This is a genomic window from Halobacillus campisalis, from assembly GCF_030345335.1.
In the GTDB taxonomy this organism is placed as follows: Bacteria; Bacillota; Bacilli; order Bacillales; family Halobacillaceae; genus Halobacillus_A; species Halobacillus_A campisalis.
This window is the reverse complement of record NZ_JAPVRC010000001.1, coordinates 628,736-654,488: the sequence shown is the minus strand read 5'-3', so window position 1 is coordinate 654,488 and position 25,753 is coordinate 628,736. Positions and strand designations below refer to the sequence as shown.

Sequence of the window (25,753 nt, the reverse complement as noted above, 5' to 3'; positions counted from 1 at the left end):
TATGGCTAAAGACAAAATTTTAACAGCTGAAGAAGTGATAGAGCAGGCTGCCTCCTATATGAATGAAAAGGATCTCGGTTTTATACGGAGGGCTTTTGAGTTTGCCAATCAGGCTCATAGCGAGCAATACCGTAAGTCCGGGGAACCTTATATCATACATCCCATTCAAGTTGCTGGTATTCTCGTCAATTTAGAAATGGACCCCGAGACAATTGCCGGCGGTTTTCTTCATGATGTTGTAGAAGATACCGATTATACACTTGAGGATATAGAGAAACAGTTTGGCGAGGAAGTATCTATGCTAGTTGACGGTGTTACAAAATTGGGGAAAATTAAATATAAATCAAAAGAAGCTCAGCAAGCTGAAAACCATAGAAAGATGTTTGTGGCAATGGCTAAAGATATGAGAGTTATTCTGATTAAACTTGCTGACCGTTTACACAATATGAGAACCCTTAAACATCTGCCGTCTGAGAAACAGCGCAGAATCTCCAATGAAACATTGGAAATTTTTGCGCCTTTAGCTCACAGGTTAGGGATTTCAACGATTAAATGGGAGCTTGAGGATACTGCTTTACGTTATCTGAATCCTCAGCAGTACTATCGAATCGTTCATTTGATGAAACAAAAGAGAAACGAAAGAGAATTTTATATCGATGACGTCATGAACGAAATAAGGTCCCAGCTTGATGACGTTAACATCGAAGCGGATCTTAACGGGCGTCCGAAACATTTGTATAGTATTTATCGTAAAATGGTTTTGCAAAATAAACAATTCAATGAAATTTATGATTTACTGGCTGTAAGAATTTTAGTGAACAGTATTAAAGATTGTTATGCTGTCTTAGGCATAATTCACACATGCTGGAAACCGATGCCAGGGCGTTTCAAAGATTACATTGCCATGCCTAAACCAAACCTTTACCAGTCCCTGCATACGACAGTTATCGGACCTAAAGGAGATCCCCTTGAAGTTCAGATACGCACTCATGAAATGCATGAGATCGCTGAATACGGAATTGCGGCTCACTGGGCTTACAAAGAGGGAAGAGAAGCAACCTCCAAGCACTCGTTTGAAGAAAAGCTGACGTGGTTTAGAGAAATTTTAGAATCTCAGAGTGAAACCCATGATGCCGAAGAGTTCATGGAATCGCTCAAAGTGGATTTGTTTTCGGATATGGTCTATGTCTTCACCCCAAAAGGAGAAGTGGTGGAACTTCCTTCAGGGTCAGTGCCGATCGATTTTGCTTACCGTATCCACACAGAAGTCGGCAACCAGACGATTGGTGCAAAAGTGAATGGCAAAATGGAGCCGCTTGATTACCAGCTCAACACAGGTGATATCGTAGAAATGATGACGTCTAAACACTCCTATGGACCCTCTCAGGACTGGATCAAATTGGCTCAGACTTCTCAAGCTAAGAATAAGATTAAACAGTTTTTTAAACGTCAGCGGAAAGAAGAAAATGTAATAAAAGGCCGCGATTCCGTCGAACGAGAAATCCGCAACATGAATCTTCAGCCGAAAGAAGTATTCACTTCAGATAATTTGCAGAGAGTATCTGAAAAGTTCAATTTCGCAAATGATGAGGATATGTTTGCAGCTGTAGGGTACCAGGGGATCACGGCTTCCCAAATCGCCACAAGGTTAACAGAAAAACTGCGGAGACAAATTCAAAAAGCGCAGGATCTCGAACAAACGTTAGCGGATGTATCAACGACTGAAATCAAGACATCGACTTCGAAAAGTAAAAAAGATTCAGGCGTCCGTGTCGAAGGCGTCGATAACTTACTTGTGCGACTATCCAAATGTTGTAACCCGGTTCCAGGTGATGATATCGTTGGATATATCACAAAAGGGCGGGGAGTATCAGTACACCGTTCGGATTGCCCTAATGTGCAGACGGAAGAAGCTCAAACCCGCTTGCTTCCTGTCTATTGGGAAAAAGGACCAGCTGATACTAAACAGTATCATGTTGATTTAGAAATATGGGGGTACGACCGCCGGGGGCTCTTAAATGAAGTACTTCAAGCGGTGAATGAAACTAAAACAAATATAACAGCTGTAACGGGTAAATCTGATCGTAATAAGATGGCTACTATTCATATTACTATTTTGATTCAAAATACGGATCACTTACGAAAAATAGTGGAACGTATAAAACAAATCCAGGAAGTATATACAGTACGTCGAGTCATGCAGTAGGAACGGGAGTGAATTGATTTGAGAGCAGTAGTTCAGCGTAGTGGCCCCGCTTCTGTAAAAGTTGAGGGGCAGAGCATCGGGGAAATTAATGAAGGACTTGTTGTCTTATTGGGTGTGACTCATGAAGATACAGAAGAAGACGCTCGATACTTAGCTAAGAAAATTCCTCACTTGCGGATCTTTGAAGATGAACAAGATAAGTTGAATGATTCCCTTCTAGATGTGAAGGGGAAAATTCTATCCATTTCCCAGTTCACTTTATATGGTGAAACTCGCAAAGGAAGGCGGCCTAATTTTATGAAGGCTGCTAAACCGGAGTTAGCTAATGAATTATATGAGAGCTTTAACCAGTTTGTACGAAACGAAGGTGTTGAAGTGGAAACTGGAGCCTTCGGAGAAATGATGGAGGTTCAATTACTGAATAGTGGCCCCGTCACGCTCATACTAGATAGTAAAGATCGATAAAAAACAAGCAAGAGCTTTTTTAAGCACTTGCTTGTTTTTATTTAGTCTCTTTTCAATTTCCGTGTTGATATTCACATCTTGAAGACTTCGATTCGAGACATATGGGGAGTATAGGGCAAAAGGACAACGTTCGCTTTCCGTGGGGCGGGAATCTCACCGTTTCCTTCCGCCTCTCTGCCCTATAAGTATCTCGAAACCCATCCTTCCACAATACTGCAATAAAGTTGTAGAGCTCTTTTATGAAATACAACAACCACTTGTAACCCAGCTATTAGTAAAAGAATCTATTTAAAATAATTAATTAATCCATTTGTAATTCCTTGACTGGCTTTGGACTGAAAACTTGAACTATTAACCGTCTTCTCTTCGTTCACGTCAGAGATGAAACCTAGTTCAACTAACACGGAAGGTTTTTGGTTATTGCGCAGTATGTGGAAGTTTCCGTTTGCTATACCTCGATCACGCAGCCCCGTGGAGTTGATGAGGCCTGATTGAACGTTGGATGCAAGAGATCGCGTGCTATCATTATAAAAATAAGTATTGATCCCTGTTGCACTATTAGAAGCAGGAACACTATTATAATGAACACTGATAAACACGTCGCCACTTGAAGCGTTCGATATTGCTGCCCGGGCAGATAAAGATAAATAAGAATCATTAGTCCTTGTCATCACAACACTTGCACCATTTTGTTCCAGTGTGGATTTAAGGTCTTGAGCGGTTTGCAAAGTAAGAGTCTTTTCATAAGTGCCGTTACGGCCTATAGCTCCAGGGTCGAAACCGCCATGCCCCGCATCTAGCACAATTGTTTTACCTTGTAAGTTTCCTTTAGATACTGAAGCAGATTTGATATTTGAGGATTTGCTTTCTTTCACTGTCCATCCTGCTACATAGGCGCTGCTATCTTTGTATGAAACTCTATACCAGGATCCCTCTTTACTGATCACGCTGAATTGGTCACCCTTATCGGCGCTGCTAATAACTTTGTGATTGGTAGAAGGTCCACTTCTTAAGTTAGTAGCGTTATACTGCAGTGTCACTTTTGATTGTGATTGAGGTGTGGCCGATGAAGAATTATCCTTTGTCACTAACCAACCGGCAACCCAGCCTGTTTTATTATTGTCGAGACTAATTTTGTACCAGCCTTGTTTCTCCTCAGAATATTCAAAGCTGTCTTCTTTTTTTACTTGGGTAAGTATAGAACTGTTTGAGGTAGCCTTACTTCTTACATTTAAGACAGCTGCAGCCACTTTTACTTTACCAAGTGATTTTGAAAGCTCGGATTCAGAGGTTTCTTTAGGCTGTTCCTTAGAGTATGTACTCAAATAACTTTTGTGTACCCAACCAGATGCTGTATTTTGATCGATCAGCACCCAGTCACCCTTTTGATCTAATTTGGTAACTTCCTCATCTTTCATGAGATAATCTTGGACTTCTCCGTCCATCCCTGATTTTCCGCGGACTCTTAAATAATCCACTTTTGATTTTACTGTTTCTTCTTGCTTAACATTGACTAGCCAATCTGCGATCCAACCCGTCTTGTTATCCCATTTGATCTTTATCCAATCGTCTTTTTGGTCAACTATTGAATGCGTTTCATCTTTTTGGACTTTGCCCAAAACAGAATGTGAAAGATCAGGACCTGAGCGGACGTTCAAATTGTCAACCTGCACCTTGACGCTGTCAGCGTGAACGGCCGTCGGAATCAGCCAAAGTAAGCAAGCTAAAATAAATACTATCGACATCCAACCTTTCATAAAACTTTTGTCACCTCCATAATATAAGAATGCTTTAACTTATTCGACAAAAAAGTGACTTTCCCTTCTTTAATCTACAATCTTTTTAAAGTAGTACGTAATTTATTGCTGTTACGCTTGACATAGCATAAGTCTAAACATTATGATAGTATCCATATTCCATATGAATCGATTGAAAACCATTGAGGAAAAAAGTAATTTAGATCCTTTGCAAACAGAGAGGAAATGCCGTTAAGGCTGGAAGCATTTCTTTGTAAACTCTAAATGAAAGACATTTCTTAGGTGACATGCTGAAATCCCAGTAGGTATGTACGTGTGACAGGCGTTAACTGTTTATGAGCGGAGGTACATACCTCAACTAGGGTGGCAACGCGGGAAATACTCCCGTCCCTTTCTTAAACTATTCGAGTTTAGAAAGGGGCGGGAGTTTTTTGTGTCCACAGATTCATATAGCACTTAAAGGAGGAAGAAGCTTATGAGAGCTCCTAGAGGAACTCAAGACATATTACCAGGCACTTCAGAAAAGTGGCAGTTTGTAGAGCGTAAGCTTATGGATATCTGCCATCGCTATAATTATAAAGAAATTCGCACCCCCATCTTTGAACACACGGAATTGTTCCAGCGTGGAGTAGGGGACACGACAGATATTGTTCAGAAAGAAATGTATACATTCGAAGATCGTGGTGGGAGAAGTATTACACTGCGTCCCGAAGGCACGGCATCAACAGTAAGGTCTTTTGTGCAGAACAAATTGTTTGGTCTTCCCAATCAACCGACGAAACTTTTTTATATTGGTCCAATGTTCCGTTATGAGCGTCCCCAGCAAGGAAGACTTCGGCAGTTTGTCCAATTTGGTATCGAAGCATTAGGGAGTAATGACCCCTCCATTGATGCCGAAGTGATGGGTCTCGCCATGAATGCGTATGAAGAACTTGGGCTGAAATCTTTGACACTCGTGATGAATAGTCTTGGTGATAAAGACAGCAGAGAAGCTCACAAGCAGGCACTAGTTGACCACTTCAGCCCTCACAGGGAAGAGTTATGTGCGGACTGTCAGGTTCGTTTAGGTCAGAACCCTTTAAGAGTACTGGATTGTAAAAAGGACAAAGATCATCCGGCAATGGCTGATGCACCGTCTATTTTGGATTATTTGAATGATGAGTCCCGCTCTTATTTCGAAAAAGTGAAAGCTCATCTGGATCGTATGGGAATCGAATACGTTATCGACCCTAATTTAGTTCGTGGACTGGATTACTACAACCATACGGCTTTTGAAATCATGAGCCGGGCGGAAGGTTTCGGTGCTATCACGACATTAAGCGGAGGCGGCCGCTACAATGGTCTCGTTGAGGATATTGGTGGCCCAGAAACATCTGGTATCGGATTTGCACTTAGTATTGAAAGGCTGCTTATGGCTCTGGAAGCTGAAGGTGTGGTATTGCCGATCGAAGAAGCGCTCGATTGTTATATCGTCTCACTCGGTGAAAAGGCTGAAGAGGCATCGGTTCGCTTGACGCATCAGCTGCGGCAGGCAGGCGTTCAAGTGGATAAAGATTACCTGCAAAGGAAAATGAAAGGTCAATTCAAATCGGCTGACCGTTTAAACGCAAAATATGTGGTTGTATTAGGAGATAGAGAAATTGAACAAAATGCCGTTTCCGTAAAGGATATGGAGACGGGTCAACAGGAAGAGCTTCCTTTAGAGGAAGTTGCAGAATTTCTTAAGAAACAACTAGCAGGAGGGAAAGACTGATGGAACGAATACAATGTGGATCGTTACGTACAAGCGATAAAAACACAAACATATCCTTAAAAGGATGGGTTCAGAAGCGGAGGGACCTTGGCGGTTTAATTTTTATTGATCTTAGAGACCGCTCAGGCGTTGTTCAGGTAGTTTTCAGTCCGGAGGATTCTTCTGAAGCATTGAAGATTGCTGAAAATATCCGTACGGAATACGTAATTGAAGTTAGCGGAAAAGTAGTCATACGTGATGAAAGTACAGTGAACCCGAATATGTCTACCGGGGAAATAGAAGTGCTCGCAAACGAAGTGACAGTGTTGAACAAGGCGAAGACACCTCCATTTATGATCGAGGATCAAACCGATGTGTCTGAAGACTTGAGGCTTAAATACCGCTATTTAGATCTGCGCCGGAAAGAAATGCAGGAGACATTCAAGCTTCGTCATAACGCTACCCAGTCGATCCGTAATTTCCTTAACGATGAAGGCTATATGGAAATGGAGACGCCAATGCTGACTAAAAGTACACCAGAGGGTGCACGTGATTATTTAGTGCCAAGCAGGGTACATGAAGGGGAGTTCTATGCACTTCCACAATCTCCTCAATTATTTAAGCAAATGCTTATGATGGGCGGCTTTGAAAAATATTATCAAATCGCCCGCTGTTTCCGTGATGAAGATTTAAGAGCTGATCGTCAGCCGGAATTCACTCAAGTGGATATCGAGACCTCTTTTATGTCAAAAGATGAAATAATGGCAATGACTGAGCGTATGATGGTGAAAGTCATGAAAGAAGTGAAGGAAGTCGAAGTGAAAGCACCTTTTGAAAGAATGCCATATCATGAAGCGATGGAAAGGTTCGGTTCTGATAAGCCGGATACAAGGTTCGGGCTTGAGCTTGTAAACTTATCCGAGATAGTGAAAGACTCTGGGTTTAAAGTATTCAGTGGAGCTGTTTCCTCTGGTGGTAAAGTGAGCGGACTTAATGTAAAAGGAGAAGCTGACTCGTTTTCTAGAAAAGATATAGATAAATTAACAGAAGATGTTAAAGTTTATGGTGCAAAAGGGTTGGCTTGGCTTAAAGTGAAAGAAGGAGAGCTCAATGGGCCGATTTCTAAATTTTTCACAGACGAAGAAGCCCGGCAGATAAAAGAAGCAATGCATGCTGAAGATGGAGACCTATTACTGTTCGTAGCAGATAAAACGTCTGTCGTATATGATAGTTTAGGCGCATTACGTTTGAAATTGGGTAAAACTCTTCAGTTAATTGATGAGTCTCAATTTAACTTCTTATGGGTGACCGATTGGCCGCTGTTTGAATATGACGAAGAGGAAGGCCGCTTTTTCGCAGCCCACCATCCATTTACGATGCCTGAGAATGGGGATATTAATCAATTGGCTGAACGTCCAGAGGCTGCTAAAGCAGAAGCTTATGACATTGTTTTGAATGGTTATGAATTAGGTGGAGGATCACTGCGTATATATAATAAGGAAATGCAGGATCGAATGTTTGAAGTGTTAGGTTTTACTAAGGAAGAAGCCGAAGAACAGTTTGGTTTCTTGTTGGAAGCTCTTGAATATGGCACCCCACCGCACGGGGGAATCGCTTTAGGTTTTGATCGTTTCATTATGCTGCTGGCAGGACGAAGCAATTTACGTGATACGATTTTATTTCCAAAAACAGCATCAGCACAAGATCCGCTTACAGACGCTCCTGGCGAAGTAAGTGCAGCCCAGCTGGATGAGCTTCACCTTCAGCTGAAAAAACAAAAACAGGACGGAAGTAGTACCAAATAAGGTTGTTCTATGCTTGATAAGCATAATAAACTGTGCTATTATTTGGTTACAAATTAAATAAGCCAATCCTGATGTGTACGTTGTCCGAATGTACGTTTTGACCGAACATTTTTGAGACGGGAGCCTGACGTCTTCGCACGGAATGCATGCCTCTTTATTACATTCAGAGGACGCAAGAAATGCGAAGCAAGGCACCCACCTGCCTGGAGCGGGTTCAAAACTCATGGTGAAACAACGGCACAATTGGGATTGGTTTTGTTTTTTGGTAGAAAGAGCGAGCATATTATGCTCGCTCTTTCTATTTTGCTAAATGTTCTAAATTTCCGTTCTTCTCCATACGGAAGAAGGGTTTATTCATGTATTCCTGGTCGTCGAACATCGTCATCTTTCTTGCTCGATCCATAATTGAAATAAAAGCTTGATAATCTTCCTTTAATGAGTTGAGTTGATTATGCAGTTGCTCGTTTTCTTTTAAGAGTTCTTGTTTTTCTTCTTCAAGCTCTTGAAGTTTACTACTTAATCCAAGCTGAGATTTGCTCTCTTTTTGTAGTGATTTCAAATATGAAATCACCTGATTCAAATCAAGGATTTCTTCATTATTCTCTTCCATAGGAGCCTCGATTTCTCTGTGTACAGTGTCGGAATGGGTTTTAGGGATGGCAGCAACAGGCTGTTGAAAGGCAGCTTCAGATCGTTTCTTTTCTTTGCGCTGTTTTTTAGCAAGTTCTACAGCTTGCTCATACTTCTGCCTTATTTCTGCATTCCAGCGGAATCCACAAGCAGCGGATGTGCGGTTAAGCACGTCTCCTACCTCATCAAACGCTCTTAATTGGGTACTTCCTTCCCTTATGTGGCGGAGCACTGTTTCAGCTAATAATAAATCATCTTCATGAGACCAAGCATCTTGCCTTACTTTTGGCATAATTTACCCTCCAGTTGAACTATTAGAAAAATAGTTTGTAAGATTTTGCTACTATTGTGACCAAAGTAAAGCAGGATTATACTTGATTATGATTTTTGTTGATTGATTTTATCGTAAACTTGTTTCAGTGCTTGCTCAAATTTGCCAGTTGATTTAGGTTCGTAGTAGGATTTCTTCTTCAGTATGTCCGGAAGATACTGCTGGTCCACCCATGCGTTCGGGTAGTTGTGGGGATATTTATATTCATTCCCTCGACCGAGCTTGCCTGCCCCTTTATAGTGGGAATCTTTCAAATGGATCGGAACTTCACCGCTGTTTCCATTTCTAATATCAGATAAGGCTGAATCCAATGCCTTATAAGAGCTGTTTGATTTTGGAGAAAGCGCAAGCTCTGTAACAGAAGCCGCCAGAGGAATTCTAGCTTCAGGGAAACCTAATCGTTCGGCCGCTTCTACTGCGGCTAGAGCTCTAGGTCCCGCCTGCGGGTTAGCGAGCCCTATGTCTTCATAAGCGATCACGACAAGCCGGCGGCTGATACTGTCAAGGTCCCCTGCCTCGATCAGCCGTGCCAGATAATGAAGGGCGGCGTTAACATCACTTCCGCGAATCGATTTCTGAAAAGCGGATAGTACATCATAATGCGCATCTCCGTCCTTGTCATGGGAAAAGCTTTTTTTCTGCATACACTCTTCTGCCGTATCCAGATCGATAAAAACAACACCCTTTTCATTTTCCGGAGTTGAAAAAGCAGCAAGTTCCAATCCGTTCAAGGCGGCTCTCATATCCCCGTTGGCACTTTTGGCAAAATGATGGAGGGCTTCTTCCGTCAATTTGATATTGATGTTCCCCAAGCCTTCTTCTTTGTTGGCTAATGCTTTTTGAATTGCTTCTTCCATGTCCCGTTCTTCAAGACGATGTAATTCAAAAAGGTGGCATCTGCTGCGAATAGCTGGGTTGATGGAGTGGTAAGGGTTGCTCGTCGTACATCCGATCATCGTTAGTCGGTTACTTTCAAGGTGAGGAAGTAAAAAATCTTGTTTAGCTTTATCAAGCCTGTGCACTTCGTCTAAGATGAGCACCATTTGACCGTGCATTTTAGCTTCTTCCACTACTATCTCCATGTCTTTCTTTTTATCAGTCACCGCATTCAGCGTTTTGTAAGGAAGCTGCAAGCTTTTGGCCAAAGCCGTTGCCATGGAGGTTTTTCCAGTCCCTGGAGGACCAAATAGTATCATCGAAGCTAATCGTTCAGCTGTTACCATTCGATGTAATGTTTTCCCCTCAGCCACTAAATGTTTCTGTCCGATAATATCGTTGAGTGTGGAGGGTCTTAGTCGGTATGCTAGAGGTTGTACGCTCATAAACGGATAGCTCCTTTACAATGATAATTACGTTAAGGGTATGCTCAATTCTATTAAAATGCAAGAGACTTGCCATTCATGCTATAATAGCGTTTGGTATAATTGAAGAAGGAGAGATCAGCTATGAAGAATGATCAATACGTCAGACCGCACACCGGTCTTCGCTGGTCTTTTTTTATTGTAGGATTAACTTTACTTGGATTGGGAATTTCATTAACTATGCAAGTAAGAGTTTTTGGTATAGGGCCATGGGACGTACTTCATTATGGACTATATAAACAACTCGGACTTACGGTCGGGACATGGTCTATTATCGCGGGTCTGTTGATCGTCATTATCAGCTCAATCGTTTTGAGGACATTTCCTAAAATCGGTACGATATTAAACATGGTTTTAATCGGTGTCTTCATTGATTTTTTTAATTGGATATTGCCTGAACCAAGCTGGCTTCTTAATCAAGTCATTTTCTTCGTGGCTGGTACAATGATAACGGCGCTAGGTATAGGAGTTTATGTAGCAGCAGATATCGGTGCTGGGCCACGCGACAGTTTGATGTTGATTCTCACAGATAAATTGCAATGGAAAGTTTCTACTGTACGTAATGGGATAGAAGTCACGGTTGCCCTTCTAGGGTGGATGTTAGGAGGACCGGTGGGAATCGGAACAGTTTTTATCGCACTTTTCCTCGGTTCTTTCGTGGGATATTCTCTCCCTCTTTCTAAACGATTATTGAACTTTTTAATGAAGAAAGGTGAATCGTATGAAAATTTCTACAAAGGGCCGTTACGGCCTGACCATCATGATCGAATTGGCTAGGAAATATGGCGATGGTCCAATATCATTGAAGCAAATCGCCAGAGATAACGAGTTATCCGAACATTATTTAGAGCAGCTTATTGCACCGCTTCGGAATGCGAGCCTCGTTAAGAGTGTGCGGGGTGCTTACGGAGGATACATGCTGACGAAAGCTCCTTACGAAATCACTGCGGGAGATGTAATCAGGGTACTAGAAGGACCGATTACCCCTGTAGAAGGAATAGAAGATGAAGAACCTGCAAAGCAAGCTCTTTGGAAAAGAGTAAGGGATGCAGTGAAAGATGTACTGGATACCACTACGTTAGAAGACTTGAAAGATCACGTGGACGATCAAACTCAAGATGCGTATATGTTTTATATTTAAATATGGAGGTGGAAAAGGTGGAGTCTATTTATTTAGATCATGCGGCTACGACACCTGTTCATCCACAAGTGACAGAAGCTATGATTCCCGTTTTACAAGAAACATTCGGAAATCCTTCAAGTGTCCATACCTTTGGCAGAAAAGCGAGGAAACAACTTGATGACGCGCGTCATACAGCAGCGGAAAGCATCCAAGCGAAGGATAAGGAAATTGTTTTTACAAGTGGCGGAACAGAATCTGATAATTTAGCGATTATCGGAGCAGCAATTGCTAATCAGCATAAGGGTCGTCACATTATTACTTCTAAAATAGAGCATCATGCGACATTGCACGCCGTAGAGCATTTGGAGTCGTTAGGCTTTGAAGTGAGTTATCTCCCGGTATATAATGATGGCCGTGTAAAGTCAGAAGATGTGCACAGCCTTTTAAGAGAAGATACGATTTTAGTGACGATCATGATGGTGAATAATGAAACAGGTGTCGTTCAGCCTATTCGTGAATTAAGCGAGGCTGTCAAAGATCATCAAGCTTACTTTCATTCAGATGTTGTACAGGCTTATGGTTTGATTTCCATCGATGTCAGGGAACTTCCTGTTGATTTACTAACTGTGTCCAGTCATAAAATCAATGGACCTAAAGGCGTCGGCTTTCTCTATGTGAGAGAAGGTACGAACTTAAACTCCCAGCATTACGGCGGAGAACAAGAAAGAAAACGGAGAGCTGGCACAGAAAATCTTCCAGCCATCGTCGGATTTCAGAAAGCAGTTCAACTGGCTGACGAATTTCGTTCATCCAGAATAACTGAATACGCTCATTATAAACAATTATTCTTGGAGACACTAGAAAAGGAAAATGTCGATTTCAAAATAAATGGTTCAGTCGATCATCAGGTAGAAACGATCGTGAATCTTAGTTTTCCCGGAATGAATGTGGAAACTTTATTGACTAATTTTGATTTGTCTGGTCTAGCCGCCTCAAGCGGCAGTGCCTGTACGGCTGGTTCAGTTGAACCTTCACACGTACTGTCCGCAATGTACGGGGGAAATGACCCGAGAACGATTAACTCGATTCGATTTAGTTTTGGAATGGCCAACACGGAGGCAAATGTCGTTGCGGCCGCAAAGCGCATCAGCCAAATCATTGAAAGGCTGAGTTAGGAGGTAAAATACGATGAAAGAGAATAAAGATACAAGAGTTGTCGTCGGTATGAGCGGGGGAGTCGATTCATCCGTATCTGCCCTGCTGCTAAAAGAGCAAGGGTATGATGTCGTTGGTATCTTCATGAAGAACTGGGATGATACCGACGAAAACGGTGTATGTACCGCGACAGAAGATTATGAAGATGTTATACGTGTATGTAATCAACTGGATATTCCCTATTACGCCGTGAATTTTGAAAAGCAGTACTGGGATAAAGTGTTCACTTACTTTTTAGACGAATATAAAGCTGGCCGAACCCCGAACCCCGATGTGATGTGTAACAAAGAAATCAAATTCAAAGCTTTCCTGGATCACGCGTTAGCTCTAGGTGCTGATTACCTCGCTACTGGACATTATGCTCAAGTACGTGAGGTCGATGGAACGTACGAAATGCTTAGAGGGGTCGATCAAAATAAAGATCAAACCTACTTCTTGAATCAGCTGTCGCAGGAAGTTCTTTCTAAAGTTATGTTTCCTCTAGGTCATATAGATAAAAAAGAAGTACGTAAAATTGCGGAGGATCATGATCTTGCAACCGCTAAGAAAAAAGATTCCACAGGCATATGCTTCATTGGAGAACGTAATTTCAAAGAATTTTTAAGTGAGTACATCCCTGCCCAGCCTGGAGAGATGCAAACTTTAGACGGTGAAGTAAAAGGTCAGCATGATGGTTTGATGTACTACACATTAGGTCAGCGCCAGGGGCTTGGTATTGGTGGAGCAGGTGAACCGTGGTTTGTGGTTGGTAAAAATGTAACAGACAATATCCTTTATGTTGGTCAAGGCTACCATCATGAAGCGCTGTACTCTGATGGTCTAATAGCAGTAGATGCAAATTGGACGAGTAATGACCCTCCTTTAGAACCATTTGAATGTACGGCTAAATTCCGATATCGTCAAGAAGATAGTCCTGTCACTGTCATCCCTAAAGAGGGCGGAATCTATGTTGTGAAATTCCATGAACGTGAACGTGCGGTCACTCCCGGTCAGGCTGTTGTCCTTTATAAAGGTGAAGTTTGTCTAGGCGGTGCAACGATTGACCAAGTAGTGAAAGAGAATGAATCATTGACTTACGTTGGATAAAAAAACAAGCCATGTCCATTTGCTTTTGGGCATGGCTATTTTTAAGCAGGAGGTATGAAAAATGGATAAACTGAATCAAGCGATCGAACATATGAAGAAGCAAAACTTCGAGGAAGCTACTAAACTTTTCACGGAAACGATAGAAGAGAATCCTAACGACCCCGTAGGTTACATTAATTTCGGGAATTTATTAGTTCACGTGAACGAATGGGAACGAGCTGAACGATTTTTTAATAGGGCTATTGAGCTTGACGAGCAGGCTGCCACTGCTTATTACGGCTTAGGCAACGTTTACTATGAGCAAGAAAACTATACAAAAGCACAAAACCAGTTCCTATTAGCCATTGAAAAAGGCTTAGAAGAGGCTGATGTTCACTTCATGCTTGGGATGACGCTAGTTCATCAGGAGTATATGAAGCTGGCTCTTCCGTATTTGCTGAGAGCTTCTGAACTTGAACCGAAGGATGTCGATATTCAATTTCAATATGGGTTATGTTTAGCGCAAACCGGTCAAATTGAAGAAGCTGAAGAAACGATGAAAACTGTGCTACAATTAGAAGAAAATCACAGTGATGCTCATTATAATTTAGGGGTTGTCGCTCTTCATAAAGAAGATGCAGGTCTAGCCCTTGAACACTTTAACAAAGCTTTAGAGTGTAATGGTGATCATACGTTAGCAGCCCATGCTAAGGCACAAATCGAACAAGCTTTAAGTGGAGAATAATCTAAAGGGGAAAGATGATCATGGAAGAGAATACACTTTTTTCTGAATCAACAGAAGAAGAACGTCCATATATTATTGGTGAATTGAATCGGATGATTTTTCATAAAGAATCCGAGCACTTTTCGATTGCCAGCATAAACGTGACGGATACGAATGAAGACTTCTCAGAAAAAAGTTTAGTCATTAAAGGATATTTCCCTCCTTTAGAAGAAGGAGAATCCTACGTTTTCCATGGTGAATTTCAAGAACATAAAAAATTTGGACGCCAATACCAGGTGGATTTTTATAAACGTGTCATGCCTGAAACGAAAGATGGGTTAATCGTTTATTTAGCGAGCGATTTATTCCATGGTATCGGGCAAAAGACGGCAGAGCGGATTGTCGATGAGCTTGGAGAACAGGCTATCTCAATGATTCTTCAAAACCCGGATGTTCTTGACCGAGTGCCGAAACTGGCTAAGGAAAAGAAGAAGCAATTACATGAGGCTTTAAAGGAGCATCAAGGTTTTGAACACGTGATGATTCATCTTAACCAGTACGGATTCGGACTGAAAATGTCTCAAAAAATATATGAAGCTTTCAAAGATCAGACCCTATCGATCATAGAGGAAGACCCTTATCAGCTGGTATTTGAAGTTGAAGGGTTTGGTTTCCACAGGGCAGACGAGATTGCAAAAATGCAGGAGCTCCCCGATGACCATCCGACAAGAGTACGGGCGGCTTGCCTATATATCATGCAGCAAAGCCTATCATCAGGTCATGTGTATCTTCCGACTGAATTGTGTCTTTCCCAGGTGGAAAATCTTTTGAACAATGGCAATATGAACGCAGTAACCTTTGAGCAATTATCGGACCAAATCATCCATTTGGCTGAAAATCGTTATGTTTTCATAGAAGAGGATCATGTCTATCTGCCTTCGCTTTTTCATGCTGAAAATGGGCTCTGCCATCAATTGGAGCGCATCACGGAAGAAAGCTTGGACATCGAACATACACAGGCGGATTTAATGAAAATTATAGGTGATGTGGAAGAGAAAGAAGCCATGAGTTACGGGGAAGACCAATTCCAGGCGATCGAAAAAGCTCTTCATTCCAAGGCTATGATATTGACCGGCGGTCCAGGTACGGGGAAGACGACTGTTATAAAAGGGATCATACAATCCTATTCAAAGCTTAATGATGTATCGATTGATCCAGGTGACTATGGCAGTGGAGATCCGTTTCCTTTTATTTTGACAGCTCCTACAGGAAGAGCTGCAAAAAGAATGACAGAATCGACAGGCTTGCCTGCTAGAACTATTCATCGTTTATTAGGCTGGGATGGCCACAATAGTTTTGAAAAGAATCAGGATAACCAGTTGGAAGGCAATGTACTGATTATTGATGAATTTTCTATGGTTGATATATGGCTGGCCAACCAATTGTTTCGAGCGATTCCCTCAGGTATGCAAGTATTGATTGTCGGAGATGAAGACCAGCTTCCATCAGTTGGACCCGGTCAAGTATTAGCTGACCTATTGCGTTCGGAATATATACCTTCTATTCAATTAACAGAGGTCTACCGACAAAAAGAAGGATCGAAAATCATCCAGCTGGCCCATGAAATAAAAAATGACCAGTGTACATCAAAATCATTAGAAAAAGACCATGATTTCAATTTTATACCTGCCGGGGAGCACCAAATAAAAGAGTTGGTCACGAATATTGTGAAAAAAGCGATCGATAAGGGAATTGAACTGCGTGAAGTTCAAGTACTGGCTCCGATGTACCGCTCGGAAACGGGGATCCATAAGCTTAACGAAGAGATCCAGCAGGTCGTGAACCCGAAAAGCAAACAAAAAAGAGACTTGACCTTTAAAGAAGTGACCTATCGAAAAGGAGATAAAGTCATTCAATTGGTCAACCAGCCTGAAGACGGTGTATATAACGGAGATATAGGAGAAATCGCAGCAATCTTTCGAGCTGAAGAAAACGTGGATCAAGTTGAACAGGTGGTTGTGGAATATGACAGCAAAGAAGTGGTTTATCCAAAGAAAGACCTGAACAACATCATGCACGCGTATTGTACATCGATCCATAAATCCCAAGGCAGTGAATTCTCTATTGTCATTCTTCCAATTGTAAGAGGCTACCGGAGAATGCTTAGGAAGAACTTGATTTATACAGCGATTACCAGGTCGAAACAATCGCTGATCATTTGCGGGGATCAGCAAGCGTTTTTAGAAGGAATCCAGACGAGGGACACGAATTTAAGGTATACAGGTTTGGCTGAAAAGCTTCAAGAAAATCGCATCCCCGCAGTAGAGGAAGAAGAGGAAGAGGAAGGTCTATCACCTTATGACTTTATGTAAGGTATAAATTGTAAAATCAAGGGACAAACTAGCAGTAAAAAGGAGTTTGCCCTTATGAAATGTCCGAACTGTAATGGCAAGAACTTGGGACGGATAGGTAATGAACAATACTATTGCTGGAACTGCTGTTTAGAACTTTCTGTAGAAAAAGGCATAGTCAATGTCCATCAAATCGAAGAAGATGGCAGTTTAAGTTCCTTGAATGATCTATTCTATCAATCAGGTTCCTAATGGATAAAAAACTGATAAAATGGGCGGTCCGTCTGTCCATCTTTTTCATTGTTCTATTACTTCTTCTTTTTCTTGCCTGGTTATTTCCACACTATGATCATGTAGTAATTTTACTAGGGAGAATCGTACTTCCTTTTTTAATTGCAATTATTTTGGCGATGCTGCTACATCCTTTGGTCAAGTATTTAGAGGAAGTGGGTTTAAAGCGCTCACTAGCTATTTTACTCATATTTCTCGTATTCTTTTCATTAGCAGGATATGGGGTTTATCGTGGATATCCTCATTTAATAGATCAAATTAAAATGCTTAATGAGCAGCTTCCTCATTTAATAGAGGCTTATCAGAAGTGGACGAAGCAAATGTATGAACAGACCGAGCGGTTTCCTGACGGAATTCATGAGAGGCTGGAGGAAAGTTTCGGCAGATTGGAATCATGGATGGATGAGCGAATGATGGCAATTGTTTCAGGTATGAGCGGTCTTTTCAATATGATTGTACTCATTGCAGTCATACCTGTCATGACGTTTTATTTTTTGAAAGACCATCATTACATTATGAATGCTTTGCTTTTTTTAGTGCCAAGAAAGTGGAAAAGAGAGGCCGTTCATTTGACGAAAGAGTTAAGCCATTCCCTGGGCGGGTATATTAGAGGTCAGCTGTTAATCAGTCTGTTTGTAGGAGTGCTGGCTGGTACAGGCTTCTGGATCGCAGGGCTGCCATATCCATTGGTGCTCGGTGTAGTGGCAGGGATCACGAATATCATTCCTTATTTCGGTCCGCTGTTCGGTGCTGTACCCGCATTGATAGTGGCTTTGACTATTTCTGTGAAAACTTTGGTTATTGCGGTGGTCGTCATAGTCATCATACAAGTCATTGAGGGTAACTTCCTTTCACCTTATATTATGGGGAAAAGCATTCATATCCACCCTTTGCTCATTATCTTCGCCCTGCTTGCCGGAGGTGAACTTGCAGGAATCGCAGGGATGGTATTAGCTGTACCTGTACTCACCTGTTTGAAAGTCATTTCAGAAGAAGTTTACCGATCGCGTATGAACGTTGACAGATAAGCACAAATTATCTATAATTGCGCTATCTATTACTATATGAACGTATAACACTTTGAAGAAAAAGAGTAAACAGACAGCCGGTCATAAGAGAGGTACCTCCCCGGGCTGAAAGAGGAACTAACCTGGCGCTGTTGAAAGCTATTTCTGAGTGCGGCTAATACCCGCCGGTTTCACGTACCGTTACAAGCGTCCAAGGTGATAGGCTGATCAGTCTATAATCAGGGTGGTACCGCGGATTTTAATCCCGTCCCTGCCAGAGTGCAGGGGCGGGATTTTTATGTTCATATAGCGAAATACATGAAATTAACAGGAGGCACGTAGCATGAAATCATTAACTTCAGCAGAGGTCCGACAAATGTTTTTAAATTTCTTTACAGAAAAAAGTCATACAGTGGAGCCGAGCGCATCGCTTGTTCCCCATGAAGATCCTTCCCTTTTATGGATTAACAGTGGAGTGGCTACACTGAAAAAATATTTTGATGGACGAGTGATTCCGGAAAACCCGAGAATTGTTAACGCTCAAAAATCTATCCGTACGAACGATATAGAAAATGTTGGGTTCACTGCGCGTCACCATACCTTTTTTGAAATGCTGGGAAATTTTTCCATTGGAGACTATTTTAAAGAAGAAGCTATCGCCTGGGGATGGGAGTTTCTTACGAGTAAGGATTGGATTGGATTCGATCCTGAGAAATTATCAGTAACCGTGCATCCCGAAGATGATGAAGCTTATGAAATTTGGCGGGATAAAATCGGGGTGAATGAAGAGCGAATCATACGCTTGGAAGAGAATTTCTGGGATATCGGAGAAGGCCCAAGCGGTCCGAATACGGAAATTTTTTATGATCGCGGAGCTAAGTATGGAGCAGATTCTTCTGACCCGGAGCTATATCCAGGAGGAGAAAATGAACGCTATTTAGAAATTTGGAACCTTGTGTTCTCCCAGTTCAATCACAATCCTGATGATACGTATACGCCGCTTCCTAAGAAAAACATTGATACAGGAATGGGTTTGGAGCGGATGGTGTGTGTCATTCAAGACACACCAACGAACTTTGAAACAGATTTGTTTTTACCGATCATCAAATCGACAGAAAAGATTTCAGGGCGCACGTACGGCGATACAGTCGACCAGGATGCCGCTTTTAAAGTCATAGCGGATCACATGCGTACAGTAAGCTTTGCTGTAAGTGACGGAGCTCTTCCTTCTAACGAAGGTCGAGGATACGTTCTAAGACGCCTCCTGCGCCGTGCAGTACGTTTTGCCAAGCAAATAGGTATAGACGAACCATTCATGTATAAACTAGTGCCAGTAGTCGCTGAGATCATGAATGATTTCTATCCTGAAGTCAGTAAAAAGCAAGACTTTATTCAAAACGTAATCAAAACGGAAGAAGAACGTTTTCATGAAACATTGAATGACGGGCTATCCATCCTTACTACGATTATGAACCAGGAATCAGAAAAAGGCAGCAATGTATTTCCTGGGGTAGAAGTGTTCAGATTGTATGATACATTTGGTTTTCCAAAAGAACTGACAGATGAATACGTTTCTGAAGCTGGCTTCACTATTGATGAGGAAGGTTTCCAGCAGGAAATGAAAAAGCAAAGAGAACGTGCAAGAAGTGCCCGCCAGAAATCTGACAGTATGCAAATCCAAGACGGTGTACTCGGGGACGTTCAAGTTGCCAGTGAATTTGTAGGGTACGACCAATTGAAGGCTGATGGTGAAATCGTCGAATTGATTAAAGGAAATCAATTTGCAGAAGAAGCGAGTGAAGGAGATACTGTGTATTTCTTCCTTGACCGTACTCCTTTTTATGCGGAAAGCGGAGGACAAATCGCTGATAAAGGATCCGTAAAAAGCAATGAAGCTGTTTTAAATGTGAGCAATGTCCAAAAAGCACCGAATGGACAGCATATGCATGAAGCGGTCGTAATTCAGGGTACGATACAAAAAGGTGATAAAGTCTTTGCGGAAGTAAATAAAGAGACGAGATCGTATATCGTTAAAAATCATACTGCTACTCACTTGCTGCATCAGGCTCTTAAAGATGTTCTTGGTGATCATGTCAATCAAGCTGGATCTATGGTTTCTCCTGATCGGCTGCGTTTCGATTTCTCTCACTTCGGATCGGTGAATGAAGCTGAATTTGAACAAATTGAAAAAATCGTCAATGAAAAGATATGGAATTCGATTCCTGTCAGCATAGAGTACCATTCTCTCGAGCAGGCAAAGGAGAAAGGAGCTATGGCTCTTTTCGGTGAAAAGTACGGCTCTGAAGTTCGAGTTGTTGAAGTCGGAGATTACAGTATGGAATTATGCGGAGGTTGTCACGTAGGAAATACTGCTGAAATCGGCATGTTCAAAATTATAAGCGAGACAGGTATTGGTGCCGGTACGAGAAGAATGGAAGCTGTTACTGCAAGAGGCGCTTACGAGTTGATGACCAATAAAGAAATGATCCTAAAAGAATCGGCTCAATTGCTGAAAACTAAACCCGATCAAGTACCAGAGCGTGTGCAAGTCCTTCATCAGGAATTAAAAGAATTACAGCGCGAAAACGAGTCATTATCAACCAAATTATCTAACTTGGAGGCTTCCTCTATTTTAGATGAAGTAGAAGATATCGATGGTGTTCATGTACTGGCGAAGCAAGTCGACGTCAAGGACAGTAATGCCCTACGGACCATGATGGATGACTTGAAGCAGCAAATCGGTTCGGCCATAGTCCTGCTGGCAACTACAAACGGGGATAAAGTTCAATTGATTGCGGGTGTTTCTAAAGATTTAATCGATGAAGGATACCATGCAGGGAACTTGATTAAACAAGCGGCTGCCATATGCGGTGGAGGCGGTGGAGGCCGACCTGATATGGCTCAAGCAGGAGGTAAAGATTCTTCGAAAATATCCGAGGCTTTGAATTTCGCAAAAGATTACGCTAGAAAGACCGGCTGATTTTTACAAACTCGAAAATAAGTATATAATGGAACAAAGACTAACAATGTGCGAGGTGACAAATAATGAGTTCGATGGATAAAACGATGCGCTTCAACTTTTCGGAAGAACTGTTTGACGAAGATGTCAGAACCCTCTTGCTCTCGGTTCATAACTCCCTTCAAGAGAAAGGGTATAACCCTATCAATCAAATTGTCGGATATTTACTATCAGGGGATCCTGCTTACATTCCTCGCCATAATGATGCCAGAAATTTAATCCGCAAAATGGAACGGGACGAGCTGATTGAGGAATTAGTTAAGTACTATTTGGAAAACAATAAAGAGGACGTTTAATGAAAAAAATAGGTTTAGATGTAGGAGAAAAAACTATCGGAGTTGCCATTTCTGACGCACTAGGGTGGACAGCTCAAGGTCTCACGACACTTCATTGGGACGAGAACAATTATACGACAGCGAAAGGGCCGCTTCGTGAGATGATTACTGAACACGATGTGAGTGAAGCAGTCATCGGGTTACCTAAGAATATGAATGGAACGATTGGTCCACGTGGAGAAGCAAGTTACAGGTTTGGAAAGTGGCTAGAAAAGGAATTCAAACTAAACGTCCAATATTGGGATGAGCGCTTGACGACCATGGCGGCGGAACGAGTATTACTGGATGCTGATGTAAGTCGTCAAAAAAGAAAAAAGGTCATTGATAAAATGGCTGCGGTCATCATTTTACAAAGCTATTTGGATTCTAAACAATAAAGGAGGCAACATCATGGCATTAGAGAAAGAAGAACGCATTATCATCCCTGATGAAAACGGGGAAGAGCATTTATTCGAGGTATTATTTACGTTCGATGTGGAACAGACAGAACAATCTTATATTGCGGTCGTACCTGCTGAACAAAAAGAGGGCGATGAGGTAGAAGTCTTTGCCTTTAGGTATGAAGAAAAAGGCAATGAAGAAGATGACCTGGCTTTATATCAGATAGACTCTGACGAAGAATGGGAAATGGTTGAAGAAATGTTGAATACGTTAACTGAAGAAGATCTCACGTAAGAGGGATTGAACTTGCAGGCAAGACGCCTGCAAGTTTTTTTTATGGTTTTTTAACTATAGTAACTAGGATGTCGTCACTGGTTAATGGCAGACGATATGTTGGCAAGTGACTAATGGCGTAGAAATAGCCATGTAATTTGTAGTATAATGTAGCGGGTGGAAGGAGGAGTACTTTTGTCAGGTTATAATAAAGGACATAAAGAGCGGTTGAAGAATCGCCGCAAAGAGGCGGGAACGGTGAGAAAGATCGTTATGATCGTATTAGCCGCCATAGGTATTGGATTGATTGTTTCTTTAATCGCAGGATATCTATATATTAAATCATCCATAGAACCCGTAGATCCAAATGACGAGTCTAATGTCGATGTGGATATCCCACTCGGGTCCTCTACGTCTGAAATAGCTGCTATCCTTGAGAGTGAAGATGTAATAAAAAATGCGATCATTTTCAGGTTATACACAAAATTTAATAATGAAACAGGCTTTCAAGCAGGGAATTACAGTTTTTCTGCTTCAATGACATTGGATGAGATCATCGAATCGCTCCAAACCGGGAAGACAAAAGATGCGGCCGTTAGAGTTACTATTCCTGAAGGACGTAATATGGAGCAAATAGCAGAAATCTACAGTGAAAAGCTCGAATTTACAGAGGAAGAGTTTCTAAATAAAGTAAATGATGAAGACTATTTAAATGAATTGATAGAAGATCACCCATCACTTCTTACCGATGATATTTTACAAGAAGAAATCCGTTATCCCTTAGAAGGATATTTATTTGCGGGAACGTATGATTATGATGTGGAAGACCCAACGATAGAAGAAACAGTCGAGGTAATGGTTTCACGGACAGAGGAAGAATTTATGGAATACAGTGATGAAATCGAGGACTCCGATATGAGTATCCATGAAGTAATCACGATGGCTTCGCTTGTAGAAAACGAAGCACCCAATGAAGAGAGCCGCAGAGAAATCGCAGGGGTCTTTTATAACAGGTTGAACGAAGATATGATGTTGCAAACGGATCCCACTGTTCTCTATGCTTTAGGCGAGCACAAAGACCGTGTGTTATATGAAGATCTGGAAGTAGAATCACCGTACAATACTTACCAGAATAAAGGGCTGCCCGTAGGTCCTATTTCAAGCTTTAACATCAATTCACTTCAGGCTGTTTTTAATCCGGTAGAGTCAGATTACCTTTATTTCTTAGCGAACAGTGAAGGTGAAATTTTCTATTCTGAGACTTTAGAGGAACATAATGAGTTAAAAGAAGAGCATATTACTAATGACGAGGGCCAAAATTATATACCCGAAGATGAATGATTTATAAGGAATGCGTAATATATCTCGCATTCCTTGTTTTTTTTATGTTAAAATAATAGGGTTGTAAAAGAGAAGTTCTATAGATGAAAGGGGATTCCATCATGAAGCAGGAAGAATATCTGCATAGTTTACTTCATCCGGCCTCGAACGACGTGAGGGAACTGGAAAAGTATGCAAAGGAGCATAATGTGCCGATCATGGAACCTTTAGGTATTGAATTTCTCATGCAGTTGTTGAGAGTCCACAGACCAAACAACATTCTTGAAATTGGGGCAGCGATTGGTTATTCTGCTTTAAGAATGGTGGAAGCTTTACCTGAAAGTCAAATAGTTACGGTTGAAAGAGATGAGAAAAGATACGAAGAAGCCAAGCAAAACATCAGGCTTTTCGGTAAAGAAAAACAGATCCATTTACTAGCAGGAGATGCTCTTCATATAAAAGAACAAATAGAAGCATATGGACCGTTTGACTTTCTATTTATAGACGCAGCTAAAGGGAAATATGAAGATTTTTTTCATTTATATTCTCCTTTAGTGTCAGAACATGGAATCATCGTTTCAGATAATGTATTGTTTAAGGGGTATGTAGCAGATCCTTCCAAGGCGCCTGAGAGGCTTGAGAAAATGGTATCTAAAATCATCAAATTTAATCAGCTGCTCAATGAACATCCAGATTACAATACAACGATTGTACCCATAGGCGATGGAGTAGCTATTACAACTAGAAAATCATAGATAAAATTGGAATTGGTGAAAGGAGAACCAGAACGAATGACTGATAAACCTGTAGTAATTGGAGTAGCGGGGGGGACCGGATCGGGGAAAACGAGTGTAACCCGATCTATTATTCAACGTTTTGCTGATAAATCGATTTTGATGGTGGAACAAGACTATTATTATAAAGATCAGAGTCATCTGCCTATGGAAGAGAGACTGAAAACCAATTATGATCACCCTCTCGCTTTTGATAACGATTTACTTATTGAGCATTTAAAAGAGTTGATTGCAGAGCGGTCGATCGAAAAACCAGTGTATGATTATAAAATTCATACCAGATCGGATGAAACAATTACAGTAGAACCAAAAGAAGTCATTATTATTGAGGGAATTCTCGTTTTAGAAGATGAAAGGCTCCGTGACCTTATGGATATCAAGGTTTTTGTGGATACGGATGCAGATGTGCGGATCATTCGCCGATTGATGAGAGATATAAATGAGCGGGGCCGAACTTTGGATTCTGTCATAGAACAGTATATAAATGTTGTTCGACCTATGCACCTTCAGTTTGTTGAACCGACGAAGCGTTATTCAGATATAATTATTCCAGAAGGCGGGCAGAATCACGTGGCCATCGACTTAATGGCTACGAAAATTCAGACCGTTCTCCGCGAAAAAGGTCAGCTCGTAAGCAGAGAAAATAGTTGAAAATTTTAATCAAATCTGGCATAGTTTTTGATAGAAGTTCTAGGAAACCTGACTCCCGTATACATTATATTAATAAAATGGAGTAGAATTTTCTTAATGGTAAGAGTTTTAATCGTTTATTATTGGCGGATATAAGGAGTGTATGAATATGGCAGAAGAAAAGAATTTTTACATGACCGACGAGGGAAAACGAAAACTTGAGGAAGAAATTGAATATTTAAAAAACGAACGTAGAAAAGAAGTAGTAGAACGGATTAAGATTGCTAGAGGTTTTGGTGACTTATCCGAAAACTCGGAATACGATGCGGCTAAAGATGAGCAAGCCTTCGTAGAGGCAAGAATTCAAACGGTTGAGAATATGATTCGCAATGCAGTTATTATTGAAAGTGATAACGATAATCCTGATCGCGTATCCATGGGGAAATCAGTCACTTTCCAAGAATTGCCTGACGGAGATGAAGAAACATATACAATCGTAGGCAGTGCGGAAGCCGATCCCTTTGAAGGAAAAATTTCAAATGATTCTCCGATGGCCCAGAGCCTGATCGGCCATGAAGTAGGAGATAAGGTTACTGTTGTAACCCCTGGCGGCGAGATCAACGTGAAAATAGTTACGGTTACATTATAATGGGGAAGGCAGGGAAAAACTCCCTGCCTTTTTATCTAGCTGTTTAAACTTTTTTCATAAGAGAGCCATTCAATAATATGAAAGTTATTTATAAGCCGCCATTCCGAAGCATCATGTAGAACTTTTTTAGTAGTAACTACACGTTCCCCAAACTCCAGAGGAACCGTCTTTCTGAGAAATGGGCTTATACGAATCAATCAGTGTGTAAGGTTGAAGTGAATTTTTTTGTGAAACTTTTATTTCCTGCGTTTTGTAAAATATAGAAGATGTATATCTTATAGTAATTCTT

General features: G+C 41.3%; 23 protein-coding genes, 1 other RNA gene and 1 other annotated feature. Of the genes, 21 read left to right on the top strand and 3 right to left on the bottom strand.

Going from position 1 to position 25,753, the window contains the following annotated elements; genetic code table 11:
• Nucleotide 1: 1 nt before the first annotated feature.
• Nucleotides 2–2,206, top strand: a complete 2,205-nt coding sequence (locus O2Q26_RS03305) for a RelA/SpoT family protein (protein WP_289214538.1) — start codon at nucleotides 2–4, stop codon at nucleotides 2,204–2,206.
• Between the two features lie 18 nt (nucleotides 2,207–2,224).
• On the top strand, nucleotides 2,225–2,671 hold the full coding sequence (dtd, locus tag O2Q26_RS03300) for a D-aminoacyl-tRNA deacylase (RefSeq protein ID WP_253934400.1): 447 nt from the start codon (nucleotides 2,225–2,227) through the stop codon (nucleotides 2,669–2,671).
• Nucleotides 2,672–2,955: 284 nt separating this feature from the next.
• Here dtd and O2Q26_RS03295 read toward each other — a convergent pair whose 3' ends face one another.
• Entirely contained in the window at nucleotides 2,956–4,428 is a 1,473-nt protein-coding gene (locus tag O2Q26_RS03295; RefSeq protein ID WP_289214537.1) for an N-acetylmuramoyl-L-alanine amidase family protein, read from the bottom strand.
• Nucleotides 4,429–4,601: 173 nt separating this feature from the next.
• Nucleotides 4,602–4,823, top strand: a binding site (T-box leader).
• An 80-nt stretch (nucleotides 4,824–4,903) separates the two neighbouring features.
• Between O2Q26_RS03295 and hisS the strand changes: the two genes are divergently transcribed.
• The 3 genes from hisS to ssrS all read left to right on the top strand — a co-directional run bounded on the left by hisS (nucleotide 4,904) and on the right by ssrS (nucleotide 8,219).
• Nucleotides 4,904–6,181 (top strand): histidine--tRNA ligase, encoded by a 1,278-nt coding sequence (hisS, locus tag O2Q26_RS03290; protein ID WP_289214536.1) that lies wholly within the window; start codon nucleotides 4,904–4,906, stop codon nucleotides 6,179–6,181.
• Entirely contained in the window at nucleotides 6,181–7,965 is a 1,785-nt protein-coding gene (gene aspS / locus O2Q26_RS03285) for an aspartate--tRNA ligase (RefSeq protein WP_289214535.1), read from the top strand. The genes hisS and aspS overlap by 1 nt, the downstream gene beginning before the upstream one ends.
• A 62-nt stretch (nucleotides 7,966–8,027) precedes the next feature.
• A non-coding RNA gene (gene ssrS, locus O2Q26_RS03280) (6S RNA) lies at nucleotides 8,028–8,219 on the top strand.
• A 44-nt stretch (nucleotides 8,220–8,263) separates the two neighbouring features.
• On the opposite strand, the gene O2Q26_RS03275 is transcribed toward ssrS, so the two are convergent.
• Together O2Q26_RS03275 and O2Q26_RS03270 are read right to left on the bottom strand one after the other, a co-directional pair.
• Nucleotides 8,264–8,887 carry an RsfA family transcriptional regulator gene (locus tag O2Q26_RS03275; RefSeq protein ID WP_289214534.1) on the bottom strand — a complete coding sequence of 208 codons (624 nt, stop codon included), beginning with the start codon at nucleotides 8,885–8,887 and terminating at the stop codon, nucleotides 8,264–8,266.
• A gap of 86 nt (nucleotides 8,888–8,973) precedes the next feature.
• Nucleotides 8,974–10,248: a replication-associated recombination protein A gene (locus tag O2Q26_RS03270; protein ID WP_289214533.1), complete on the bottom strand. Its 1,275-nt coding sequence runs from the start codon at nucleotides 10,246–10,248 to the stop codon at nucleotides 8,974–8,976.
• Between the two features lie 123 nt (nucleotides 10,249–10,371).
• On the opposite strand from O2Q26_RS03270, the gene O2Q26_RS03265 reads away from it, so the two are divergent.
• The 16 genes from O2Q26_RS03265 (at nucleotide 10,372) to greA (ending at nucleotide 25,464) form a co-directional block, all read left to right on the top strand.
• Nucleotides 10,372–11,064, top strand: a complete 693-nt coding sequence (locus O2Q26_RS03265; protein WP_253934394.1) for a YczE/YyaS/YitT family protein — start codon at nucleotides 10,372–10,374, stop codon at nucleotides 11,062–11,064.
• A complete protein-coding gene (gene cymR, locus O2Q26_RS03260; RefSeq protein ID WP_253934393.1) occupies nucleotides 11,009–11,428 on the top strand; it encodes a cysteine metabolism transcriptional regulator CymR in 420 nt (139 codons plus the stop codon). Before O2Q26_RS03265 ends, cymR begins: the two co-directional genes overlap by 56 nt.
• A 17-nt stretch (nucleotides 11,429–11,445) precedes the next feature.
• The gene (locus O2Q26_RS03255) at nucleotides 11,446–12,585 is read left to right on the top strand and encodes a cysteine desulfurase family protein (RefSeq protein WP_289214532.1); all 1,140 of its coding nucleotides are present in this window, start codon (nucleotides 11,446–11,448) and stop codon (nucleotides 12,583–12,585) included.
• 13 nt (nucleotides 12,586–12,598) lie between these two features.
• Nucleotides 12,599–13,711 carry a tRNA 2-thiouridine(34) synthase MnmA gene (gene mnmA, locus O2Q26_RS03250; protein WP_289214531.1) on the top strand — a complete coding sequence of 371 codons (1,113 nt, stop codon included), beginning with the start codon at nucleotides 12,599–12,601 and terminating at the stop codon, nucleotides 13,709–13,711.
• A gap of 61 nt (nucleotides 13,712–13,772) precedes the next feature.
• Complete coding sequence (locus O2Q26_RS03245) at nucleotides 13,773–14,435, top strand: tetratricopeptide repeat protein (protein WP_289214530.1); 663 nt, start codon at nucleotides 13,773–13,775, stop codon at nucleotides 14,433–14,435.
• Nucleotides 14,436–14,455: 20 nt separating this feature from the next.
• On the top strand, nucleotides 14,456–16,786 hold the full coding sequence (gene recD2, locus O2Q26_RS03240) for an SF1B family DNA helicase RecD2 (RefSeq protein ID WP_289214529.1): 2,331 nt from the start codon (nucleotides 14,456–14,458) through the stop codon (nucleotides 16,784–16,786).
• A 54-nt stretch (nucleotides 16,787–16,840) separates the two neighbouring features.
• On the top strand, nucleotides 16,841–17,017 hold the full coding sequence (locus O2Q26_RS03235; protein ID WP_253934388.1) for a YrzR-like zinc ribbon domain: 177 nt from the start codon (nucleotides 16,841–16,843) through the stop codon (nucleotides 17,015–17,017).
• Nucleotides 17,017–18,084: an AI-2E family transporter gene (locus tag O2Q26_RS03230; protein WP_289214528.1), complete on the top strand. Its 1,068-nt coding sequence runs from the start codon at nucleotides 17,017–17,019 to the stop codon at nucleotides 18,082–18,084. Before O2Q26_RS03235 ends, O2Q26_RS03230 begins: the two co-directional genes overlap by 1 nt.
• A 322-nt stretch (nucleotides 18,085–18,406) precedes the next feature.
• A complete protein-coding gene (alaS, locus tag O2Q26_RS03225; protein ID WP_289214527.1) occupies nucleotides 18,407–21,043 on the top strand; it encodes an alanine--tRNA ligase in 2,637 nt (878 codons plus the stop codon).
• Between the two features lie 65 nt (nucleotides 21,044–21,108).
• Complete coding sequence (locus tag O2Q26_RS03220; RefSeq protein ID WP_289214526.1) at nucleotides 21,109–21,378, top strand: IreB family regulatory phosphoprotein; 270 nt, start codon at nucleotides 21,109–21,111, stop codon at nucleotides 21,376–21,378.
• Nucleotides 21,378–21,794, top strand: coding sequence for a Holliday junction resolvase RuvX (gene ruvX, locus O2Q26_RS03215; protein WP_289214525.1), 417 nt, complete (start codon nucleotides 21,378–21,380; stop codon nucleotides 21,792–21,794). Before O2Q26_RS03220 ends, ruvX begins: the two co-directional genes overlap by 1 nt.
• 13 nt (nucleotides 21,795–21,807) lie before the next feature.
• A complete protein-coding gene (locus tag O2Q26_RS03210; protein ID WP_253934383.1) occupies nucleotides 21,808–22,092 on the top strand; it encodes a DUF1292 domain-containing protein in 285 nt (94 codons plus the stop codon).
• A 174-nt stretch (nucleotides 22,093–22,266) separates the two neighbouring features.
• Nucleotides 22,267–23,412: an endolytic transglycosylase MltG gene (mltG, locus tag O2Q26_RS03205; protein ID WP_289214524.1), complete on the top strand. Its 1,146-nt coding sequence runs from the start codon at nucleotides 22,267–22,269 to the stop codon at nucleotides 23,410–23,412.
• A 101-nt stretch (nucleotides 23,413–23,513) separates the two neighbouring features.
• Nucleotides 23,514–24,146 carry an O-methyltransferase gene (locus O2Q26_RS03200; RefSeq protein ID WP_289214523.1) on the top strand — a complete coding sequence of 211 codons (633 nt, stop codon included), beginning with the start codon at nucleotides 23,514–23,516 and terminating at the stop codon, nucleotides 24,144–24,146.
• A gap of 36 nt (nucleotides 24,147–24,182) precedes the next feature.
• Nucleotides 24,183–24,836, top strand: a complete 654-nt coding sequence (gene udk, locus O2Q26_RS03195; RefSeq protein ID WP_253934380.1) for a uridine kinase — start codon at nucleotides 24,183–24,185, stop codon at nucleotides 24,834–24,836.
• A 148-nt stretch (nucleotides 24,837–24,984) separates the two neighbouring features.
• Nucleotides 24,985–25,464 carry a transcription elongation factor GreA gene (greA, locus tag O2Q26_RS03190; RefSeq protein ID WP_289214522.1) on the top strand — a complete coding sequence of 160 codons (480 nt, stop codon included), beginning with the start codon at nucleotides 24,985–24,987 and terminating at the stop codon, nucleotides 25,462–25,464.
• The last annotated feature ends 289 nt before the right edge of the window (nucleotides 25,465–25,753 follow it).

What these genes read in the sequence shown, in the direction of transcription:
- O2Q26_RS03305 (WP_289214538.1), top strand. Translation starts at nt 2, where the DNA reads ATGGCTAAAGACAAAATTTTAACAGCTGAAGAAGTGATAGAGCAGGCT.
- O2Q26_RS03295 (WP_289214537.1), bottom strand. Translation starts at nt 4,428, where the DNA reads ATGAAAGGTTGGATGTCGATAGTATTTATTTTAGCTTGCTTACTTTGG.
- hisS (WP_289214536.1), top strand. Translation starts at nt 4,904, where the DNA reads ATGAGAGCTCCTAGAGGAACTCAAGACATATTACCAGGCACTTCAGAA.
- aspS (WP_289214535.1), top strand. Translation starts at nt 6,181, where the DNA reads ATGGAACGAATACAATGTGGATCGTTACGTACAAGCGATAAAAACACA.
- O2Q26_RS03275 (WP_289214534.1), bottom strand. Translation starts at nt 8,887, where the DNA reads ATGCCAAAAGTAAGGCAAGATGCTTGGTCTCATGAAGATGATTTATTA.
- O2Q26_RS03270 (WP_289214533.1), bottom strand. Translation starts at nt 10,248, where the DNA reads ATGAGCGTACAACCTCTAGCATACCGACTAAGACCCTCCACACTCAAC.
- O2Q26_RS03265 (WP_253934394.1), top strand. Translation starts at nt 10,372, where the DNA reads ATGAAGAATGATCAATACGTCAGACCGCACACCGGTCTTCGCTGGTCT.
- cymR (WP_253934393.1), top strand. Translation starts at nt 11,009, where the DNA reads ATGAAAATTTCTACAAAGGGCCGTTACGGCCTGACCATCATGATCGAA.
- mnmA (WP_289214531.1), top strand. Translation starts at nt 12,599, where the DNA reads ATGAAAGAGAATAAAGATACAAGAGTTGTCGTCGGTATGAGCGGGGGA.
- O2Q26_RS03245 (WP_289214530.1), top strand. Translation starts at nt 13,773, where the DNA reads ATGGATAAACTGAATCAAGCGATCGAACATATGAAGAAGCAAAACTTC.
- recD2 (WP_289214529.1), top strand. Translation starts at nt 14,456, where the DNA reads ATGGAAGAGAATACACTTTTTTCTGAATCAACAGAAGAAGAACGTCCA.
- O2Q26_RS03235 (WP_253934388.1), top strand. Translation starts at nt 16,841, where the DNA reads ATGAAATGTCCGAACTGTAATGGCAAGAACTTGGGACGGATAGGTAAT.
- O2Q26_RS03230 (WP_289214528.1), top strand. Translation starts at nt 17,017, where the DNA reads ATGGATAAAAAACTGATAAAATGGGCGGTCCGTCTGTCCATCTTTTTC.
- alaS (WP_289214527.1), top strand. Translation starts at nt 18,407, where the DNA reads ATGAAATCATTAACTTCAGCAGAGGTCCGACAAATGTTTTTAAATTTC.
- O2Q26_RS03220 (WP_289214526.1), top strand. Translation starts at nt 21,109, where the DNA reads ATGAGTTCGATGGATAAAACGATGCGCTTCAACTTTTCGGAAGAACTG.
- ruvX (WP_289214525.1), top strand. Translation starts at nt 21,378, where the DNA reads ATGAAAAAAATAGGTTTAGATGTAGGAGAAAAAACTATCGGAGTTGCC.
- O2Q26_RS03210 (WP_253934383.1), top strand. Translation starts at nt 21,808, where the DNA reads ATGGCATTAGAGAAAGAAGAACGCATTATCATCCCTGATGAAAACGGG.
- O2Q26_RS03200 (WP_289214523.1), top strand. Translation starts at nt 23,514, where the DNA reads ATGAAGCAGGAAGAATATCTGCATAGTTTACTTCATCCGGCCTCGAAC.
- udk (WP_253934380.1), top strand. Translation starts at nt 24,183, where the DNA reads ATGACTGATAAACCTGTAGTAATTGGAGTAGCGGGGGGGACCGGATCG.
- greA (WP_289214522.1), top strand. Translation starts at nt 24,985, where the DNA reads ATGGCAGAAGAAAAGAATTTTTACATGACCGACGAGGGAAAACGAAAA.